We start from the raw sequence: 19861 nt of genomic DNA on the forward strand, positions 1-19861 counted from the left end.
ATGCCCAAAATCGCTGCAAAATTACCGCCAAAAGATGAAGACCTGATGGGGTTGATTGAGCGCCATTCTCGTTCCTTGTCGGCGCAACTGCAAGAGCATCAGCTCGCGACCTTTCCCCCTACGGCGGAAAAGGGCATCCGCACGTTTCAGCCAGCGGAGGCAGCAAAGCTGGTCGGCGTGAAAGAAGTATATCTGCGCCAGCTCGCAAACGAGCTCGAAGGTCTCCAGGTCAGCACCAGTCCGACCGGGCGCCGGTCGTATTCCGTTGAGGACATGCACAAGATCCGCAAGCACCTCGACCAGGTGGGCCGTGGCAATCGCCGCTATCTTCCACACCGCCGCGACGATGAAGCGTTGCAGGTTATCTCGGTCATGAATTTCAAGGGCGGGTCCGGCAAAACCACGACTGCCGCTCATCTGGCCCAGTATCTCGCGCTTCGCGGCTACCGGGTGCTCGCTATCGATCTTGACCCGCAGGCGAGCCTGTCCACACTCTTTGGCAACCAGCCAGAAACCGATGTCGGCGTAAACGAGACGCTTTATGGTGCGATTCGATACGACGACGCTCGCCCAATGGCCGAGATTGTTCGCGCGACCTACATTCCTGATCTTCATCTGATACCCGGCAACCTCGAACTTATGGAGTTCGAACACGATACGCCGCGGGCGCTGATGAAGCGGAAGATCGGCGATACCATGTTCTTCCACCGGATCAGCGAGGTGCTTGACCAGGTGGCACCCAATTACGACGTTGTGGTGATCGACTGCCCGCCACAACTAGGCTACCTCACCCTCTCCGCCCTGACCGCAGCCACCTCGGTTCTGATCACCGTGCATCCGCAGATGCTCGACGTCATGTCGATGAATCAGTTTCTGTCGATGACATCGGATCTGCTCCGGGAGATCTCATCGCACGGTGCACGCTTCGACTATAACTGGATGCGCTATCTCGTGACGCGGTTCGAGCCGAGTGATGGGCCACAGAACCAGATGGTCGGGTATCTCAGGGCGATTTTCGGAGAAAATGTTCTAAACTTCCCGATGCTGAAGACAACGGCCGTTTCCGATGCCGGTCTCACGAACCAGACCCTTTTCGAGGTGGAAAGAGGCCAATTCACCCGGGCCACTTATGATCGCGCGCTTGAGGCGATGAACAACGTCAACGACGAGATCGAGTCGCTAATCAAGAAAGCATGGGGAAGAAAGTCATGAGCAGGAAGGACATCCTCCGCACCCCCAAGCCAACCGCCGCCGTCGCGGCGCCGGTTGAAAGACCGATTAAGAGCCGAAGCATTCTTCCGCTCATGGGCTCCCCACCAACGGAAGGAGCGACACCGGCATCATCGCGTCTCACTAGCCAGGTTGGCGGTGCTTTCGCAGAAGGTAAGGCGAGGTTTGAGCGCGCCGAAGAAATCGAAAAACGCCTGGCTGAGGGCCAAACCATCATCGAACTCGATACGGATACGGTCGATCCATCTTTCGTTCAAGACCGCATGCCCGGTGATATTGCCGGTCTTGTTGAAGCGATCCGCGAACAAGGCCAGCAGATCCCTATTCTGGTGCGCCCTCACCCCGAGGCACCGGGGCGCTATCAAGTCGCATTTGGGCACCGTCGTTTGCGCGCAGTCTCGGAACTCAACCTGCCCGTCAAGGCGGTTGTCAGGGAACTTACAGACGAGCAGCTCGTAATTGCCCAAGGTCAGGAGAACAATGAACGCCAGGACCTGACATTCATAGAAAAGGCGCGGTTCGCCTCCCGGCTGACCGAGCAATTTTCACGAGATGTCGTGATGGCAGCATTGTCCGTCTACAAAAGCGATCTCTCGAACATGCTGTCGGTGGTGACCCGCATCCCCACGGAAATTGTCGACGCAATCGGCTCGGCGCCCGGGATTGGCTTGAAAAGTTGGGTGGCTCTCGCCGAGCTTCTCACGCGCGACGATGACCTTGAACAGGCTTCGACTTTCCTGCGATCGGCCGAGGCGAAAGCCCTGCCCTCGCCCGACCGGTTCAAGTCGCTCGTCGCCAGCCTCAAACCTACACCAACCAAGCGCGGACTACCGGATCTCCTGACAACGCCCACGGGGCTACGTTTGGCCCAGGTAACGAAGAGCAAAACCAAGTTGGACCTGTCGATCGATCGGCGCGAGATGCCAGATTTCGCCGCCTTTGTCCTGGAGCGTTTGCCAGCGCTCTTCGAGGAGCATCGCTCCAGGAACACTACTCAAGACCAGTTGAACAACGGAGATTAAGCGGAAAAAGAAAAAGGCCCCCAAAACGTCGCCGTCGTGGAAACCTCTTTCAGATCTAAGCAACCTGAGAATCGCACTTCCACGGATATTCGTCAAGAGTCTTGGCACCGATTTGGTGAGCCGATTTCTTTTGCCTTTTGAAAGGTGAAAGAGCATGCAAACAGGAAGTGTGACGACGCCCTTTGGGCGGCGGTCTATGACGCTTGCTCTCGTGAAGCGACAGGTCGCTACAAGAGAGATTAAGGCGGGAAAGTCGGTCGAAAAGTGGAAGGTCTTCCGGGACGCTTCAGAGGCTAGGGAAGCGCTCGGCCTGCAGTCGAGCAGCCTTGCTGTGCTCGACGCGCTGCTAAGTTTCTACCCGGAGAACGAATTGCGCCAGGAGGCACAGTTGGTGGTGTTTCCATCGAACGCACAATTGATTCTGCGCGCCCATGGCATGGCCGGAGCAACACTTCGCCGTCATCTTGCATTGCTGGTGGAATCCGGGCTGATCGTTCGGAAGGACAGCGCGAACGGCAAACGCTTCGCGCGCAAGAACAATGCTGGTGAAATCGAGAATGCCTTCGGCTTCGATCTCTCACCAATGCTCGCCCGATCCGAAGAATTGGCTCTCATCGCGCAGAAAGTCGTTGCCGCGCGTTCCGCATTCCGGAAAGCCAAGGAGAACCTGACGATCTGCCGCCGTGACGTTCGCAAGCTGATTTCGGCAGCAATGGAGGAGGGTGCCGAGGGCGACTGGCTAACCACTGAAGCGATCTATGTTGAACTCGTTGCCCGTCTTCCCCGGTCCCCGACCATGGAAGACGTAGCGGGTGTTCTGGACGAAATGGAGCTTCTTCGCGACGAGATCATCAATCGATTGGAAGATCAGCAGAATTCACAATTTAGTAGCACCAATGATGCTCAATTTGAGCAGCACATACAGAGTTCAAATCCCGAATCCATCTATGAATTTGAACCTAGCTCTGAAAAAGAGCAGGGCGTGAAGCCGAGCAAACCCGACAAGCCAAAGGTCGAGCCGCTGAAGGCTTTCTCTCTTGGTGTGGTGCTGAAGGCCTGTCAGCAGTTGGCTGACTATGGACCGGGCGGAGCTGTCGGTAGCTGGCGTGATCTTATGTCGGCAGCGGTCGTGGTGAGATCGATGCTGGGAATCAGCCCATCTGCTTACCAAGATGCGTGCGAGGTCATGGGGCCGGAAAATGCCGCGGTGGCAGTCGGTTGCATTCTTGAGCGCGCAAATCTGATCAATTCCCCAGGTGGATATCTGCGGGATCTCACGCGGCGAGCCGAGCGGGATGAGTTTTCTCTCGGTCCGGTAATCATGGCGCTGCTCCGCAACAGTGTTGGCAGGCTGCCTCAAGCAGTTTAGATCGCGGTTAGTTGCGACTAACCGCGCTAAGGGACTGAAATAAAAGGTGTTTCTGAATTGCTTGGCGTTTCCCTCGTCTAACCTGCGAATTTCGCGGTTTGGCAGCGAAGTTCGTTCTGCTGCAGTACAGGCATCGCTGACGGGAGCTTATTGGCCGTTAGTCCCGACTAACCGCCTCAAGCGACTGAAATCAGATCGGTTTTCACAGATGTTGACCAACGGTCTTCGCCGCCAGGTTCTTCGAGTTGAGCGGCGCGCCGGCAATGAGTCCCTGGGTTTTCGAGAGGGTCTTGGATCCCCAGGTGCTGCGTACTTCTGAGTTGCGTCGGATGCCGCCTCAAGGTCATCGGGTTCATAAGCGATCATCCTGCGTGTCCACGAACGCGTCGCACGATCGGCTGGCGGGCGCGGATCAACCCTACGCACCCGCCACCGGGTCGTTCCTCACGGTCTTAACACATGCTCAAAGCTGCTCGCCCGGCGAGAAAGAGGGAAGAAGAGTGGCCAGTGCCGTTTGGAGCATAGCCTTACCGTCGGCCGCCTAAGCCAGGCTGCGTTCGCAAGTGACTGAGAAACGACTTAAGCGTTCATCGTCGATGACTCGGGTACGAATACCCCGCAGTTCCACCGCGCCGAGCGTCTCTCTCAGGCGAGAGACGCGGTTTTGGGCTTCGAGGGTCGTAGCAAGCGCGAACCGCAATCCTCGGAACCCAAGGATGTCTGGATGAAAATTGTTCGCCCAGCCATGACGTGGCAATGTCATGACCGCAATCCGGTCACTAATGCCATCAGTTGACCAGAGGAAGCGGCCGTAGGGTGGTTCTTCCAGCGAGGAGCACCACTGCCGGGACGGATCTGTGTGCCTTGAAGTTGCGACTACCCGTTGAGATAACGGCCCAGAGTAAAGTGACATCGAAATCGCATTGTGTCCTCCGGCGAAATGCCGGTTGTAGATTTCGACCAGCCGCTTCGCACTTTCGATAGACCGTAGGTGCTGAAGCAGCGATTTGAAGAGCTTTGCCTCTTCATTTCCCCGGAAACCAAGCGCCTTCTTGATGTCCCTAAGAAATCGCTTTCGGGCCAGATCGTCGAATCCAATCGCCGTGCGCCATGCGTCACCTGTAAAGGCTTGCCACTCCAGTTGGAGATACGAACCGGATGCAGCCACAAACGCACCGCTTTGCGTCTCTCGTGCTGTCGGATCCGAGGAGTGAGCTTTCCAGCGATCAGCCCATGTGGCGCACGCATGTAAGTCGCCAGTCTGTTTGCCGATGAGCCTTTGGACGAGGCGTCATCAAGTCGTATTCGGTGTCCAGCGGACGAATCGTCGATCGGACCGTCGGGTTCTGCGCCACGGGGAGGAGGGACATCGTCGGGCCTGCCCGGCTGAAGGAATATGACTCGCTCTACACCTCTCCCGAGCCACCAGGCTACAGGGTTCTCAAAGTAGTCGAGTGAAGATCGGGAGGCCGCACCGCGGTCGAAATCGGAAAGAACGAAAGCAGGCGCTCTACAACATCCAGGAAGGAACGATGACCGTCTTCGCTGGCGCCATTGCCTGCAGACGATCGATGCCGTTGATGTGATCAGCATGGAGATGTGAAACAAAAAGCACGTCCGTCTTTCCGTCGCATGCTGCCCGGTAGAGCGACATTTCACTGTTGAAAGCGTCGCTTCGTTCCGAGCCGCAGTCATAGACATAGGAAAAGCTTGCGACGGGGCGCTCATTGGCAGAGCGCACGCCGTCGGGCGACCCCTCGACAGTCGAGATAAATCCGGAGTGAAAGCCGCCATGGCCGACCGGGTGCTGGGTACGTGTAATTTTTGCGTGTTGCATCTACGTCCGGTTTTTTTGGGTGAAGATCCTCGTTGGCAGTCGAGGGTCTATCGTTTGAGAAGCGATTGGGGTGGTGGCGACGTCGGCTCAAGACGAGATGGACGAGGTGTGCTGCATTTTTCCGCGGCCGAGAAGGCTCGCACGGATCTGCTCTGATTTTGTCGCGCCTGACGTCGAGGAAGGGGAGGGTGAAGACGGCTCTGAGTTTCGCTAACCGCCAATTGCCTTTTGCTTCAAACCTAGAAAACGGTTCTGCGCCGTCATGCGATCATCCTCGCTCAGGGCTTCCAGCGGCCTACCGTCCAGATCATGGCGAACGGAATTGGGCTGGGCGCTCGCGAAATAATATCGCTTGGAGTGGACAAAGGCAGCAACCGCGCGGCGCAACGTCGTCATGCCAACACCGGGTTTCAAAAGCGGGCGAATTTCCTTAAAGAGCCCGACGGCAAAGGGTCGGATAGGATCGCCTGGCCTTACCGGCAGGATCCCGATCGGGCATACTAGCAAAACGTTTATGGCGTCTGCTTTCTGGATGTCGATCTCCGAAGCTACTCGGGCCGCGGCTGACTGTCCAAGGTTTTGTCATAGGTTCCAACCCAATCTTTTCTTTCCCTGCGAGGCTGGGATCTACATCGTCTAAGCTGTTCTTGTTCCAGAAATGCATATTGCGGCAGCCGATCTCAAGGCCCGACTGCGCTTCATACGTCTGTTTGGTACAGAACAGTCTGCGCATGAGCTATGGAAATGCTCGCCCTCGTCTCCGCGGGAGTGGCGGCCCTTGGCAGAATCCTCTATATTGCAAACATGAGCGACGAACAGACCATATCGAAATCCACCAAGTCGGCCGTTGAGAAGGTCCTCCGTGATCGCCTCGGCCAAGCAGGGTTTTCTGGCGCCGACATTCGGGCCGATCGAGACAGCGATGGCGATCCGATCCTGCTCGTCGACGTGAATTATGCCTATTCGGACAAGCCGATCAGTTCGAAACTCACTTACGGTCTTTCGACTGAGGTGCGAAAGGCTTTGAGCGCCCTTGGAGAGACGCGGTTTCCGCATATTCGGCATCATTTCGACGAACAGCAGAAGATCGCAAGCTAAGTGTCGAATGATTTAATCGCCACCGCTCGGCGGCTCGCCAAGGCCAGCCCCAAGCGTCCACGCCAGTCCGACCTCAAACGTGGTGTCAGTACAGCTTACTCTGCGCTGTTTCATGCGCTGGCTCGCGATTGTGCCGATCTACTGGTGGGGACAGGCGATACGCGCAGTGAGCCGGCATGGGCGCAAGTCTATCGGACTCTCGAGCACGGTGTCGCGAAAAATTCCTGCAAAGCAGCGGCAAGCCGCGGCTTTCCAGGCAATATCGTCTCATTCGCCGATACGTTTGTCATCCTGCAGGAAGAACGTCATCGCGCCGATTACGACCGCTTGCGCGTTATGTGCGGGCAGAAGTCCTCGTTCTAATCGACAACTGTGAGCAGGCAATCAGAGATCTTGCATCGGCGCCGCGATCGGATCGCAAGGCATTCGCGGTATGGGTTCTGCTCCAGAAAAAAAGATAACGCCCTCTCTTGGAGTTGGCGGCAGAACAAATCAAGAACAAAAATAGTTTTCGAACATGAGGTCTGTGTGCAACGCTCAGCCTGGCTGCGCCAGTCGTACCCGAAGGGTTTAATCCCTGGCCCAGTATTGCCGGCTCCAGGGCGCAAGGGAGGCTTCGCTTGCCGAAGAGACGGTGGGACATGGTGGGGAGGCGATAGAGGGAGAGGAGGGAAGGGGAAAGCTGTGACGGATTGAGAGGGTTGGAGAGAGGCTCCGCCCGGTTCGTCATGGAGAAACCGACATGGCCCAGGCCATTCAGAAAATCACCCTCAGCGCAGCCCGGGATATTCCCTTCAACAAGCTGGTGCTCAGCCAGCAGAACGTCCGCAAGATCAAGGCAGGCGTCTCGATCGAGGACCTGGCGGAAGACATCGCCCATCGCGGGCTGCTCACCAGCCTCAACGTCCGCCCCGAACTCGACGACGATGGCAACGAGACGGGAAGTTATCGGATTCCGGCCGGCGGGCGCCGTTATCGCGCCCTTGAGCGCCTTGTCGCGCAGAAGCGATTGGCCAAAACCGCCGGCGTTCCCTGCATCGTCAGCAAAGGCGAAACCCTCGAAGTCGAGGACTCGCTCGCCGAAAACGTCCAACGCGTCAGCCTTCATCCGCTCGATCAGTTCCGCGCCTTCCAGACCTTGCGCGAGCAGGGGCTTGGCGAAGAGGAGATCGCCGCGCGCTTCTTCGTTTCGGTCGCGACGGTCAGGCAGCGGCTTCGGTTGGCATCCGTCTCACCGCGGCTTCTCGATCTTTATGCCGAGGATGAGATGACGCTCGAACAGATCATGGCGTTCTCAATCACCAACGACCACGTTCGCCAGGAGCAGGTCTGGGACACGATCTCGCGCTCCCATAGCCGCGAGCCCTATTACATCCGCCGGCTACTGACAGAAACCGCGATCCGCGCCAACGACCGCCGCGCCGTCTATGTCGGCATCGAAGCCTACGAGGCCGCAGGCGGTGTGACGATGCGCGATCTGTTCGACCAGGATCAGGGTGGCTGGCTGCAGGATCCGGCGCTGCTCGAGCAGCTTGTGATGGAAAAGCTCAAGACTGACGCCGAGGCGATCCAGGTGAGCGAAGGCTGGAAATGGGTCGAAGCCGCGTTCGATTTCCCCTATGGCCACACATCCGGCCTGCGCCGCTTCTACGGCGAGCAGGCCGAAATGACTGAAGATGAACTGGCCCGCTATGACGCCACCCGCGCCGAATACGACAAGCTCGATGCAGAGTATGCGGAGGCAAACGAATACTCGGAAGCGACCGAACAGAAGCTCGAGGAACTCGGCAGCGAACTCGACCGGCTCAACGACCGGCCATTCGTCTTCGATCCTCAGGATATTGCTCGCGGCGGTGTCTTCGTGTCGCTCGGCGCCAGTGGCGAGATCAAGATCGAACGAGGCTTCGTGCGTCCCGAGGACGAGCAGCAGGCTGAGGCCGATCCGTCGACTGATGGCGGCGACGGTCGTGCCGATCATGGCAGTGCTCTTACGGTAACCGGCGCGGCCGGCGGCGAGGACACCCAACCGGACGACGAGGACGAAACGATCAAGCCGCTTCCCGACCGCCTGGTTCTCGATCTGACGGCGGCGCGCACCGTCGCGCTGCGCAATGCATTGGCAAACAATCCTGTCATCGCCTTTATCGGCGTGCTGCATGCCTTCGTCCTGAAGACCTTCTACGTCTATGGTTCCGATTCGTGCCTGGAGGTGACGCTGCAAAGCGCTCGCTTCAGCCAGACGCCCGGCCTCGGCGATACGGTCTGGGCGAAGGAGATCGATCAAAGGCAGGAAGGCTGGGGCCAGGATTTGCCCAAGGATCCGAACGATCTCTGGGATTTCCTGATCAAGCTCGATGAGGTCAGCCGGCAGGCCCTGTTTGCGCATTGCGCCTCGTTGTCGGTCAACGCGGTGATCGAACCCTGGAACAAGCGGACCCGGGCGATCGCCCACGCCGAGCAACTGGCCCGCTCCATCGGTTTCGACATGGTGGAAGCCGGTTGGACGTCGACCGCCGACAACTATCTCGGCCGTGTCACAAAAGCGCACATCCTGCAGGCGGTTCGTGAGGCAAAGGGGGACCAAGCAACGGAGCTGATCGGCCATCTCAAGAAAACCGACATGGCCCGCGAGGCCGAGCGGCTGATGACAGGCTGCGGCTGGTTGCCTGAACCCCTTCGCATGACGATCGGGGAAGGCACGATCGAAAGCGACGCTATCGCAGATAGTGCCGTCCAGCCCGATGAGGTTGAGCCTGTATTCGAAGCTTCAGACCTGCCGGCCTTCCTGCTCGACGAGCCGGAAACGTCGGACGACGACACCGGCGATACGGAGAGGGGAATCGACGGCGAGCATCTCGCTGCCGCCGAATAGTGTCACGAGCATCACATCAGCCTGACCCGATCGCATTTGCGGTCGGGTCTGCTTTCCCAATAGCCCGGCCATCGCGCCGGGCTTTTCCGTTTCAGGAGGCCCCTATGCCTGACTTCACCATCGAGACCACCTATCACCTGCCGGTCTTCCGGCATCGCACCTATGAAGCTGACACGCTGGACGAGGCGTGCCGTGCTGCCATCGAAGATGACAGTTGGGATATTGCCGAGAAGGACGTCGATTCTTCGGGCGCAATTCATATCACCGGCATCTGGGACGGTGCACATGCGGCCTATGCGGGGCCGCCGCTCCAGATCCCCCAGCAATTCGACGAACCTGTCCAGCGCCGGGCGCGTCATTTCGAGATCCTGCTCGGACTGTTGAAGATCCTGTTCGATGACATCCGTGCGGCCCGGCCACCGTCGCTCGATTGGCTCGCCCGATCCGCGTGGGCGATTGCCCGAGGAGAAGCCATTCTCGCCGGAGACCCGGATCCTGAAGAGCCGGTCGACCCACCAAAGCCTTCCCACGTGCTGGTCAGGCTGCAGGAGGATCGCGTGCGCGACGCTATCAGGGCGGTGCTCGAAATAGATCCGAGCTTCGAAGCTCTTCCGCCCGAGGCGGTGACCGACGACGAGGTCCACGTCGCGTGCCTGTCTATCGCCACCACGATGGACTTTTCCGACGTGGTCGGAAACGCCGAATTTCAGGCGGCGCTCTTGGCAATCCGGTCGGCGCACCGCCGGCTGGCTTCCGATTGACCCTCTTCCCAACATCCTTCCCAACCTCGCCCGGCCATCGCGCCGGGTTTCCGCTTTTAAGGAGACAGCTTATGACCACTCTCACCTCCAACAACCCGTCCGCCCGTTCCGCCTTCAAGGTCGATATCTCCCGCGGCGAACGGATCGGCCGCGTTTCGTCGGAATGGTTTTCGCGCCCCGACGATGAACGCTTCCTGTCGCTGAGCGATCTCTACGACACCGTCCGGTCCCGCGCCGAGCGCGCCCATGCCCGCACCATCGAAAGCGCTGCGATCCGCGTCGAAGCAACGCGCGACAATGCGGAGCGGCTTGAGCTTCTCGTTCCCGGTCAGCGTCAAGCGATCGCACCGACCCACTGGAGCTACGGCCAGCTTTGCAGTCTCATTGGCGCACCCGCCACCTATATGCGGCAACTGCCGGCGCCGCTTGCGGCGATCAACCTGCAGCATGGCCTGCTCAACCATCGTGCCGAGCTCGTCAAGACGCTTGAGATGGATGACGGCCGGCTGGAACTGCGCGCAGTGACCGGACCGGAATACGGTCGGATCTGGGATCATGAACTGGTCTCGTCGGTTATGAAGATCGCCGGCAACGGGACCGGCGACACGATGTGGAAAGTACCAGGTGTTCTCGACTGGGCGACGATGACCCACAATCCCTTCGTCGACATCACCAAGGACACGACCACCCTTTATGCCAGTGATCGAGACGTCTTCCTGTTCCTGGTCGACGACACCCATCCGATCGAAGCCGGACGCCTGCCGAACGGTGAGCCCGACCTCTATTTCCGCGGCTTCTACGCCTGGAATTCGGAAGTTGGATCGAAGACGCTCGGCATCGCCTCCTTCTATCTGCGAGCGGTCTGCGCCAACCGCAATCTCTGGGGCACGGAGAATTTCGAGGAAATCACCATCCGCCACTCGAAGTTCGCCGCCCAGCGCTTTGCGCATGAGGCGGCGCCTGCGTTGACGAGTTTCGCCAATTCGTCACCGGCGCCGTTCATCGCCGGCGTCAGGGCGGCGCGCGAGCGGATCGTCGCGCGCGAGGACGACGACCGCGAAACCTTCCTGCGCCGGCGCGGCTTTTCGAAAGGCGAGACCGGCAAGGTGATCGAGATGGTGCTGTCGGAGGAGGGACGGCCACCGGAGTCAGTCTTCGATTTCGTGCAGGGCATCACCGCGCTGGCGCGCACCAAGACCAATCAGGAGACGCGTCTCGAACTCGAAGGCAAAGCGAAGAAGTTGCTCGAGAGTGCCTCCTGACGCGCCTCGAGACAGATCAAAACTAACCTCAACATCAACATCACCATCACCGTCAGCCCGGCCGCCGTGTCGGGCATTTTCTTTCATGGAGAACTGCAATGGCTATCCCCGATCATGCCAGCACGAATTTCGATACGCTGTTGCGCGCAGCAGCCGACGGCAATCTGGCGCTCATGGAGTGTCTCGACGCGGTGACGCGCGAGCCGCGTTACGTGCTCTGCGCCGTCGGCCGCACTGACGGCGAATACGTCTTTACGCCATTCGGCCATCTCGCCGATGGCAATCCTTACGATGCCTATCTGCCGCCCGATCCCGATGATCCGACTGGCTTGCTCGTAAGCCCGGCGACCTAGACGCTGACGATAACCGGCGGTTTAAGCCGGCGATCCCCGATCCTGCCCTGGCAGCCCAATTTCGTTCCTCCGCCCTTCGGCAGGACGCTGGGTTCCCCTGTTCTTTCCTCACTCTTGGAGCATCCTTCGATGAATATCATCTCGCATCCGCAAATCGTTTCCAGCTCTCCACGTCTTGAGACCAAAACCGGCGCTGACGCACTTATGAATGCTGGCGGTCGGATCACGCCGCTGCTGGAGCAAGGTAGAGTCCTCGGCACAGCTGACCTGCGGCAGATCATGACCGAGGTTTTCGGCGGCAGCGACGCCGAGGGCGTCTGGCTCTGGAAGGAGGCCTATGAGGCGACCGAGATCGCCCAGGTGCTGTTTCTGCGCAAATTCCGCGCGATCGTATCCGGAACCCAGTCGCCCCAAGCGACGCTCGCGATGCTGACGAAAGTGGCAAACCTCATGCCGACCCATACACGCCGATCCGAGGAGAGCCAGGCATTACAGCAATTCTCGACCCCGATCCCGCTTGCCTACGTCGCATCTCGTGCTGCCGCCATCACGGCCGATGACGTGGTTCTTGAACCGTCGGCTGGAACCGGCCTCCTGGCGATCTTTGCGGAGCTCGCAGGCGCTCGCTTGGCGCTCAACGAATATGCGGTGGTCCGGCACTCGCTGCTGGGGCCGCTCTTCGCCGGCGTTTCGGTCTCCCAACACGATGCCGCGCATATCGACGATTACCTCGACCGATCCATTCGGCCGACCGTGGTGCTGATGAACCCGCCTTTCTCAGCGGGCGTTCAAGTCGAAGGTCGAGTGGCTGATGCCGCCTGGCGGCATCTGGCCTCCGCATTCGCGCGGCTTGCTCCCGGTGGGCGGTTGGTCGCGATCACCGGCGCGAGCCTTTCTCCCGACAGTCCCGCCTGGCGGGACGCTTTCGTACGGCTGCAGGAGAAGGGTACGGTCCTGTTCACCGCGGCGATCGGCGGGAGCATCTACACGCGTCATGGAACGACGATGGAAACGCGCCTGATCGTGATCGACAAGATCCCGGCGATCGATCATTCGAAGCTGGTGACGTCGAAGGGTACAGCGCACGATTTGGAAAGACTGCTCACCTGGATCACCGGCCTTCCACCCCGCGCGTCCGCGGCGGCGTCGAACTCCATCGGTAGCCTACGCTCGGAGACGATGCGACCAGCAGCGGTTGCCGCACCGTTGCATCGCCCTGCGGTCGGCGGGCAGGCGAAGCCTTTACCAATGGCCCGCCCTGTACCCCTCGATGACGAGATCATCGAACTCTCCTACGAGCTGCGGGGCGCTCAGCCGAAGGATGAGGCAAACGCTGCCGACGGCATATACGAGACCTACCGGCTGCAATCGATCCACATCCCCGACGCAAAGCCCCATCCTGATACGCTGGTCGAATCGGTTGCTATGGCCTCGGTCGCACCGCCGAAGCCGAGCTATCGCCCGTACCTGCCGAAGCGCATCGTCACCAGCGGCGATCTTTCCGACGCCCAGCTCGAAAGCGTCGTCTATGCCGGCGAAGCCCATTCCGGTTACCTCGCTGGCCACTGGAGCGTCGATGCCTCCTTCGACAATCCCAAGGCCGTCGCACCCGACACGGAGCATGCCGTTCGTTTTCGCCGCGGATGGTTTCTCGGCGATGGCACGGGCGCGGGAAAAGGCCGCCAGGCTGCCGGTATCATTCTCGACAACTGGCTCAAGGGCCGCCGTCGCCACGTCTGGATTTCCAAGTCAGACAAGCTGACCGAGGACGCGCAACGCGACTGGAGCGCGTTGGGCCAAGAAAAGCTGCTGGTCACACCCCTGTCTCGCTTCCGGCAGGGCAAGCCAATCAACCTGAAAGAAGGCATCCTCTTCACCACCTTTGCGACGCTGCGCAGTGATGAGCGCGAGGGCAAGCGATCACGGGTTCAGCAGATCGTCGACTGGCTCGGCGCCGACTTCGATGGTGTCATCGTCTTCGATGAAGGCCACGCCATGGCCAATGCCGCCGGCGGCAAGACCGAGCGCGGCGACAGGTCAGCGTCACAGCAGGGCAGGGCGGGACTTCGCCTGCAACGCGCGCTTCCGGATGCCCGTATCGTCTACGTCTCGGCGACCGGCGCAACAGACGTCGAATCCCTTGCCTATGCCGAGCGCCTCGGTCTCTGGGGCAGCAGCGACTTTCCCTTTCCCACACGCTCCGAGTTCATTGCCGCGATCGAAGATGGCGGTGTCGCTGCCATGGAAGTTCTCGCAAGAGACCTGAAGGCGATGGGCCTCTACGCATCGCGGTCGCTCTCCTTCGAAGGCGTTGAATACGAAATCCTCGAGCACGAGCTGACCGAGGAACAGGTTCGCATCTACGACTCCTATGCTGAGGCCTTCCAGGTCATCCATAATCATCTCGACGCAGCCATGGAGGCATCCGGTATAACCGGCAAATCCGGGACATTGAACAAAAACGCTAAGGCCGCCGCACGCTCGGCCTTCGAAAGCTCGAAGCAGCGCTTCTTCAATCATCTTCTGACCTCGATGAAGACGCCGGCCCTTCTCAAGGCGACCGCTGCAGATCTGAAAGAGGGTCACGCTGCGATCGTCCAGCTCGTCTCGACGGGCGCGGCTTTGACCGAGCGCCGGCTGGCACAGATCCCGACCGAGGAATGGGGCGATCTGCAGGTCGACGTCACGCCGCGGGAATATGTCATCGACTACCTGATGCACTCCTTCCCGGTGCAGCTCTTCGAAGAATTCTCCGACGCCGAGGGCAATCTCAGTTCCCGTCCCGTCCATGACGCAAACGGGAACCCGGTGATCTGCCGGGAGGCCGAACGCCGACGCGACGAGCTGGTCGAAACTTTGGGCAGCCTGCCGGCGATCCCGACGGCGCTCGACCAGATCGTCCAGCACTTCGGAACCAGCCAGGTCGCCGAGATCACCGGCCGCTCGCGTCGCATCGTCCGCCGTGAGGACAGCACGTCCATCGCCCGCTATGCGGTGCAGAACCGGCCGGGCAGCGCCAATCTCGACGAGGCCCGCGCCTTCATGGACGACGAGAAAGGCATTCTCGTCTTCAGCGATGCGGGCGGGACCGGGAGATCGTATCATGCCGACCTCGCCGCCAAGAACCAGCGCCTGCGTCTTCACAACCTTCTGGAAGCCGGCTGGCGCGCCGACGTGGCGATCCAGGGGCTTGGCCGCAGTCACCGGACCAATCAGAAACAGCCGCCGCGCTTCCGGATGATTGCTACCAACGTCAAGGCGGAGAGGCGGTTCTTGTCGACCATCGCCCGGCGTCTCGACACGCTTGGCGCCATCACCCGTGGCCAGCGTCAGACCGGCGGGCAGGGCATGTTTCGCAGCGAGGACAATCTCGAATCCCAATATGCCCGCGACGCGCTGCGGCAATTCTACGGACTGCTGTATGCCGGCAGGATCGAAGGCTGCTCGCTGGACAAGTTTGAGAGCATTACTGGTTTGTCGCTCACCTCGGAGGAGGGCGGACTGAAGGATGAACTGCCGCCGATCCAGACATTCCTCAATCGGATGCTGGCACTGACCATCACCATGCAGAACCTGCTGTTCGAGGCCTTCGAGCAGCTGCTGGCCGCCCGCATCGAGGGGGCGATCGCCGCCGGCATCTATGACAAAGGCCTGGAGACGATCACCGCCGACAGCATGACAATCGCCGACCGGCGGCTGATCTACACGCATCCGGTAACCGGCGCGCAGTCGCACCTGTTGACCATCGAGCGCAGGGATCGCAATGCACCGATGTGGCTCAAGAACGTTCAGAGTCTCGTGACGCAGGATCCGCGCGCCAAGCTGATGATCAACGGCAAGTCGGGCCGGCCGGCGGTGATGGTCCCGACCCGCTCGATCATGCTGGACGATGGCTCGGTCCAGCCGCGCGTGTCGCTGATCCGGCCGATGGACGAGCTCCGCTTCGAAGTCCGCCAACTCGAAGAGACGAATTGGGAGGAGGCTGACGAGCAGGCTTTCGTCCTCGCCTGGAATACCGAAGTCGCTTCCGTGCCGGAATTCTCGACCTCGACGATGCACATCGTCAGCGGGTTGTTGCTGCCGATCTGGAAACTGCTGCCACAGGATTTCTGCCGGGTGCGGCGTCTGCAGACCGATGACGGCGAGCGGATCGTCGGCCGCGTCATTGCTCCGGATCGGCTCGCTGGCCTTTGCCGCAACTTCGGGATCGATCAGACGCAAGTGCTGAGCGGCGACCAAGCCTGGGCGGCGCTGGTCGACGGATCCTCGATTATCGGTCTTGCCGGTGACATGACGCTCCGCCGCGTGCGGGTGATGAACGAGTACCGCGTCGAACTGACCGGCTTTACCGAGGGCATGCGCGACTGGCTGCGGTCGATCGGCCTGTTCTCCGAGATGATCAATTGGAAGCTGCGCTTCTTCGTGCCGCTGACAGATGAGGGTGCAGAAATTCTGTCGAAGCTGGTTCAGCGCCATCGCCTCGTCGACATCGCACGCCGGTCATGATGGAGGCCTGCCCATGCTCTCCGCCTCCGATCTGGCGGTCCGTCTCGCGCAAGACGCGGAGGCGGTCTGCCGTCACTACCTCTCCGCTGGCCGCCGCGCCGGCAACTACTGGCTCGTCGGCGATGTCGCCAACAACAAGGGCCGGTCGCTCTACGTGCATCTGGCCGGCCCGCGTGCTGGCCGGTGGACGGATGCGGCGACCGGTCAGTTCGGTGACCTGCTCGATCTCGTCCGCGAGACCTGTGGCCTCGTGGACTTCCGGGACGTTGCCGAGGAGGCGCGTCATTTTCTCAGTCTGCCACAACCCGAACCGGTGTCGGACGTCAGGGGCGACGTCGGTGATGCCTCTCCGGTCGAGCGGCCGGCGACGGAGCAGGCACGACGGCTGTTTCGAATGACGCAGCCGTTGGCGGGTACGCTCGCCGATATCTATCTGCGCGAGCGTGGCATCTTGCGGGCGTCGACCCACGCGGCGCTGCGCTTCCACCCGTCATGCTACTATCGCAATTTCATGACTGGCCGGACGACGAGCTATCCGGCCCTGATCGCAGCCGTCACCGACGACGCCGGAGTGATCACCGGCGTGCACCGCACCTATTTGTCCCCGGGGCTCGACCCGAGCGGAGTCGGCAAGGCCAAGCTGGACGATCCCCGCCGCGCGCTCGGCGGACTGCTCGGTAATGGCGTCCGTTTCCGCTTTTCGGTCAATGCGTCCGCGCCTGTCCTGGTGGCAGGTGAGGGCCTCGAAACCATGCTGTCCCTCTCACACGTGATGCCCGGCATGCCGATGGTCGCGGCCCTGACTGCTAATCACCTCGCGGCTTTCAACGTCCCGCCCGAATGCCGGCGCCTCTACATCGCCGCCGACGCGGATGCGGCCGGCCGGCATGGGATCGAGGGATTGAGCCGCAGGGCGCAGGAATGCGGGATCCTGCCGTTGGTGCTGTCGCCGGAACTCGGCGACTTCAACGAGGATCTGCGCTGGCTGGGTCCGGACCAGATGACCGCAAGTCTGCGGCTTCAACTCACTCCGGAAGATGCGGTGACCTTCCTGCCCCGATGAGCCTTGCCGGAAGGCGCAGGAGGGCGGGACGCAGGCGGCGTGGGGAGAGGACGGTCCGTGGTGCCGGCTCCCCGTGTGGATACGCGCCCGCGGGCCTGCCGAGAGGCGACCCTTACCACGGGGGCCTCCGGGCCTTCAGCGGGTCGGTTGGGTTTCTTCCCCTGCCGGGCCATTTCCGCGCATCGGCTCTTCCGAAAACCGATTCCCACTTTTCGGCCGATGCGATGGCCCGTCATTCCTCGCGGATCAAGAAACCCTTCCTCCGCCGCCCGGCGCTTCGCTGGGCCGCTGCGCTTCGCTCGCGGTTCCGGCCTCGGCCCGCGTGACCGGGTTCGCCGTCAGGCCGCGAGAGGCGCGGCCCACGAAACGGAGACCACTATGGACCTGATCCTTTTCCCCGACGACGGCTTCGAGCCCCATCACGCGTCCTCTCCGACCGACCGCTTCATCTACGAGATGCAGGTCTTCGGCTATCGCCCCTTCCAGGACGAGCCCGACCCGCGGCCATTGCCGGAGGAACCGCAGGTCCAGTCATCGATCATCGCGATCTTCGAAGCCTTCGCCGAGATGCTCGGCGATACCCGGCTGGAGCCCGATCTCGAAGACCTGTTCTGGTCGATCCCCAATCTCTTCCATCGCGCCGGCGAGCGCATTCAGCGCGAGCTCGACCGCAACGAGGAGGCACAGCTCACCGGCCAGCGCGAGCAGGACGGCTCGGAGGTGAAGAGTGTCGAACTTGAGCGCCTCATTGCCGAGGGCATCACGCTCTTGGAGCGCCGCAACGCATTCGAGTTCATGCGCGACTACGCGGCCGACTTGTTCGAGGCGCAGACCGGTTCGTCCTGGCGACCGCGCACCGGATCCAAGGTAAATCATGCGAACATGACGGCGGCGATGATCGACAGCCGTGACTTCCTCTCGGCCAGACGCCGCGCCGAGACCGAGGTGCTAATCCCGGCCGGCACCAAGATCGCTTTCGCCGGTGGCATGGACTATAACGATCATGAGCGGATCTGGGCCAAGCTCGATCAGGCGCATGCGAAGTATCCTGACATGGTATTGCTGCACGGTGGCGCGCCGAAGGGTGCAGAACGCATCGCCGCCTGCTGGGCTGAAGCCCGCCGGGTGACGCAGATCACCTTCAAGCCCAACTGGACGAAGCACGCCAAGGCAGCGCCCTTCCGCCGCAATGACGATATGCTGTCGGTCATGCCCTCCGGATTGATCGTCTTTCCCGGAAACGGCATCACAGGCAATCTCGCCGACAAGGCACGCCGGCTCGGCATTTCGGTCTGGCAGGCATCAGGAGACGGCGCGTGAGCGCCGCTTTCCTGAATATATGGAAAACATGGAGAAGATGGATTATATGGAAACTGAAGTGGAGATGATAGCGATGAAGCAATTCACGACAGGTGACTTGAATAAACAAATCGGCGATATCACCGACGCGGCGAGCCGCGAGCCGGTGATGCTCACCCGGCACAAGAAGCCGCGTTTCGTGCTGATGAGCTACGAGCACTATGAGCGCATGCGCACCGGCGGCGATCCGCGCCGGGCCCATCATATCTCGGAGATGCCCGCCGAGCATGCAGAACTGTTCGACGAGGCGCTCGATAAGTTGGCGCGCGGCGAAGGCTACGACGATGAGCCGTGAATTCCACCCCGGCGAGGTCATCTCCTATCCCTACCTATGGTCCTGGCAGCAGCAGCGCGGGGAAACCGAGGGCCGTAAGCAGCGCCCCGTCTGCGTCGTGATCGCCATCCGCAATGCCGCCGACGGAAACACGCACCTTGCCCTTCTCGCCATCACCACCCAACCGCCGCAGACGGGCCGGATCGCTCTGGAGATCCCGGAGATCGAGCGCAAGCGTGCGGGCTTAAGCGATCTGAAGCAGTGCTGGATCATGGTCGACGAATACAACTACGATATCGTCGAGCGCTCCTGGTACATTGAGCCCGATCAGGACATCCTCGGCCGCTTCAGCAAGTCCTTCATGGTGAAGATCGCCAGACTGTTTGCCGAGGCGCGCGGCCGAACCGGCCGGGTCAACCGCCTCGACTGAGACTTGCCGCATCCCCGCCGGGCGGTGGGGCGACATCCCTTGAAATCACGTCTGTCACTCGATTGCGCTCTGCAGAACTGCAGTCGCGTCACGGAAGACCGAGGATTCGGGCCTCACGCCACCGAAGGCCATCTTTGACGATGAGGATGGGATCGGGACTGTGCCGATCTCTCGCGATGTGCCCGACTGGTTGACGGCCAGCGTGTGTTGACCCGAACACCACCAACGCATGTCACGAGCGCGGCACTCCGCGCGGCAGCAAACGGGCGCCACGGCGAGGTCTCCTGACGACGTCGCAATCAAGGACCATTCCCGTTCTTTATGTCGCCTTTCTAAGGGACCGGCCGCGATTAGCGTCAACCCCGCAAGGGGGTTTCCCTTCGCTACGCTGCGGTGACGCCTGCGGCGCAGCCCCTTCTTCGGGC

The 19861-nt window shown here is 60.8% G+C and carries 16 protein-coding genes and 1 pseudogene; 14 read left to right on the forward strand and 3 right to left on the reverse strand.

Annotated elements, in window-relative coordinates:
* The 3 genes from repA (at nt 1) to repC (ending at nt 3621) form a co-directional block, all read left to right on the forward strand.
* Nucleotides 1–1212 (forward strand): plasmid partitioning protein RepA, encoded by a 1212-nt coding sequence (gene repA / locus N1937_RS26825; protein ID WP_026158447.1) that lies wholly within the window; start codon nt 1–3, stop codon nt 1210–1212.
* Entirely contained in the window at nt 1209–2252 is a 1044-nt protein-coding gene (repB, locus tag N1937_RS26830; protein WP_164000535.1) for a plasmid partitioning protein RepB, read from the forward strand. The genes repA and repB overlap by 4 nt, the downstream gene beginning before the upstream one ends.
* A 154-nt stretch (nt 2253–2406) precedes the next feature.
* Entirely contained in the window at nt 2407–3621 is a 1215-nt protein-coding gene (gene repC, locus N1937_RS26835) for a plasmid replication protein RepC (protein ID WP_164000534.1), read from the forward strand.
* 541 nt (nt 3622–4162) lie between these two features.
* On the opposite strand, the gene N1937_RS26840 is transcribed toward repC, so the two are convergent.
* From N1937_RS26840 to N1937_RS26850, 3 genes and pseudogenes are all read right to left on the reverse strand, one after another.
* Nucleotides 4163–4789: a hypothetical protein gene (locus N1937_RS26840; protein ID WP_164000532.1), complete on the reverse strand. Its 627-nt coding sequence runs from the start codon at nt 4787–4789 to the stop codon at nt 4163–4165.
* A 342-nt stretch (nt 4790–5131) separates the two neighbouring features.
* Nucleotides 5132–5458 (reverse strand): MBL fold metallo-hydrolase, encoded by a 327-nt coding sequence (locus tag N1937_RS26845; RefSeq protein ID WP_260060004.1) that lies wholly within the window; start codon nt 5456–5458, stop codon nt 5132–5134.
* A gap of 87 nt (nt 5459–5545) precedes the next feature.
* Nucleotides 5546–6044, reverse strand: a pseudogene (locus N1937_RS26850) (ProQ/FINO family protein).
* Nucleotides 6045–6202: 158 nt separating this feature from the next.
* Here N1937_RS26850 and N1937_RS26855 point away from each other — a divergent pair.
* The 11 genes from N1937_RS26855 to N1937_RS26905 all read left to right on the forward strand — a co-directional run bounded on the left by N1937_RS26855 (nt 6203) and on the right by N1937_RS26905 (nt 19436).
* Nucleotides 6203–6556 (forward strand): hypothetical protein, encoded by a 354-nt coding sequence (locus N1937_RS26855; protein ID WP_164000529.1) that lies wholly within the window; start codon nt 6203–6205, stop codon nt 6554–6556.
* Nucleotides 6557–6919: a hypothetical protein gene (locus tag N1937_RS26860; protein WP_260060005.1), complete on the forward strand. Its 363-nt coding sequence runs from the start codon at nt 6557–6559 to the stop codon at nt 6917–6919.
* A gap of 379 nt (nt 6920–7298) precedes the next feature.
* The gene (locus N1937_RS26865) at nt 7299–9428 is read left to right on the forward strand and encodes a ParB/RepB/Spo0J family partition protein (RefSeq protein WP_260060006.1); all 2130 of its coding nucleotides are present in this window, start codon (nt 7299–7301) and stop codon (nt 9426–9428) included.
* A 104-nt stretch (nt 9429–9532) separates the two neighbouring features.
* A complete protein-coding gene (locus tag N1937_RS26870) occupies nt 9533–10189 on the forward strand; it encodes a hypothetical protein (protein WP_260060008.1) in 657 nt (218 codons plus the stop codon).
* A gap of 71 nt (nt 10190–10260) precedes the next feature.
* Complete coding sequence (locus N1937_RS26875) at nt 10261–11451, forward strand: DUF932 domain-containing protein (protein ID WP_260060010.1); 1191 nt, start codon at nt 10261–10263, stop codon at nt 11449–11451.
* Nucleotides 11452–11549: 98 nt separating this feature from the next.
* A complete protein-coding gene (locus tag N1937_RS26880; RefSeq protein WP_011654502.1) occupies nt 11550–11804 on the forward strand; it encodes a DUF6117 family protein in 255 nt (84 codons plus the stop codon).
* A gap of 129 nt (nt 11805–11933) precedes the next feature.
* Nucleotides 11934–16310, forward strand: a complete 4377-nt coding sequence (locus tag N1937_RS26885) for a strawberry notch family protein (RefSeq protein ID WP_260060013.1) — start codon at nt 11934–11936, stop codon at nt 16308–16310.
* 13 nt (nt 16311–16323) lie between these two features.
* Complete coding sequence (locus N1937_RS26890; protein WP_260060014.1) at nt 16324–17373, forward strand: DUF7146 domain-containing protein; 1050 nt, start codon at nt 16324–16326, stop codon at nt 17371–17373.
* 378 nt (nt 17374–17751) lie between these two features.
* Entirely contained in the window at nt 17752–18693 is a 942-nt protein-coding gene (locus N1937_RS26895; protein WP_260060015.1) for a DUF2493 domain-containing protein, read from the forward strand.
* 73 nt (nt 18694–18766) lie between these two features.
* Nucleotides 18767–19027 (forward strand): type II toxin-antitoxin system prevent-host-death family antitoxin, encoded by a 261-nt coding sequence (locus N1937_RS26900; protein ID WP_100773314.1) that lies wholly within the window; start codon nt 18767–18769, stop codon nt 19025–19027.
* Nucleotides 19017–19436 (forward strand): hypothetical protein, encoded by a 420-nt coding sequence (locus N1937_RS26905; protein WP_260060016.1) that lies wholly within the window; start codon nt 19017–19019, stop codon nt 19434–19436. The genes N1937_RS26900 and N1937_RS26905 overlap by 11 nt, the downstream gene beginning before the upstream one ends.
* The last annotated feature ends 425 nt before the right edge of the window (nt 19437–19861 follow it).

It is taken from the genome of Rhizobium sp. WSM4643, from assembly GCF_025152745.1.
Classification (GTDB): Bacteria; Pseudomonadota; Alphaproteobacteria; order Rhizobiales; family Rhizobiaceae; genus Rhizobium; species Rhizobium leguminosarum_I.

Excerpts from the sequence above, each read along its gene's own strand:
- repA (WP_026158447.1), top strand. The coding sequence starts at position 1 with ATGCCCAAAATCGCTGCAAAATTACCGCCAAAAGATGAAGACCTGATG.
- repB (WP_164000535.1), top strand. The coding sequence starts at position 1,209 with ATGAGCAGGAAGGACATCCTCCGCACCCCCAAGCCAACCGCCGCCGTC.
- repC (WP_164000534.1), top strand. The coding sequence starts at position 2,407 with ATGCAAACAGGAAGTGTGACGACGCCCTTTGGGCGGCGGTCTATGACG.
- N1937_RS26845 (WP_260060004.1), bottom strand. The coding sequence starts at position 5,458 with ATGCAACACGCAAAAATTACACGTACCCAGCACCCGGTCGGCCATGGC.
- N1937_RS26855 (WP_164000529.1), top strand. The coding sequence starts at position 6,203 with ATGCTCGCCCTCGTCTCCGCGGGAGTGGCGGCCCTTGGCAGAATCCTC.
- N1937_RS26865 (WP_260060006.1), top strand. The coding sequence starts at position 7,299 with ATGGCCCAGGCCATTCAGAAAATCACCCTCAGCGCAGCCCGGGATATT.
- N1937_RS26870 (WP_260060008.1), top strand. The coding sequence starts at position 9,533 with ATGCCTGACTTCACCATCGAGACCACCTATCACCTGCCGGTCTTCCGG.
- N1937_RS26875 (WP_260060010.1), top strand. The coding sequence starts at position 10,261 with ATGACCACTCTCACCTCCAACAACCCGTCCGCCCGTTCCGCCTTCAAG.
- N1937_RS26880 (WP_011654502.1), top strand. The coding sequence starts at position 11,550 with ATGGCTATCCCCGATCATGCCAGCACGAATTTCGATACGCTGTTGCGC.
- N1937_RS26885 (WP_260060013.1), top strand. The coding sequence starts at position 11,934 with ATGAATATCATCTCGCATCCGCAAATCGTTTCCAGCTCTCCACGTCTT.
- N1937_RS26890 (WP_260060014.1), top strand. The coding sequence starts at position 16,324 with ATGCTCTCCGCCTCCGATCTGGCGGTCCGTCTCGCGCAAGACGCGGAG.
- N1937_RS26895 (WP_260060015.1), top strand. The coding sequence starts at position 17,752 with ATGGACCTGATCCTTTTCCCCGACGACGGCTTCGAGCCCCATCACGCG.
- N1937_RS26900 (WP_100773314.1), top strand. The coding sequence starts at position 18,767 with ATGAAGCAATTCACGACAGGTGACTTGAATAAACAAATCGGCGATATC.
- N1937_RS26905 (WP_260060016.1), top strand. The coding sequence starts at position 19,017 with ATGAGCCGTGAATTCCACCCCGGCGAGGTCATCTCCTATCCCTACCTA.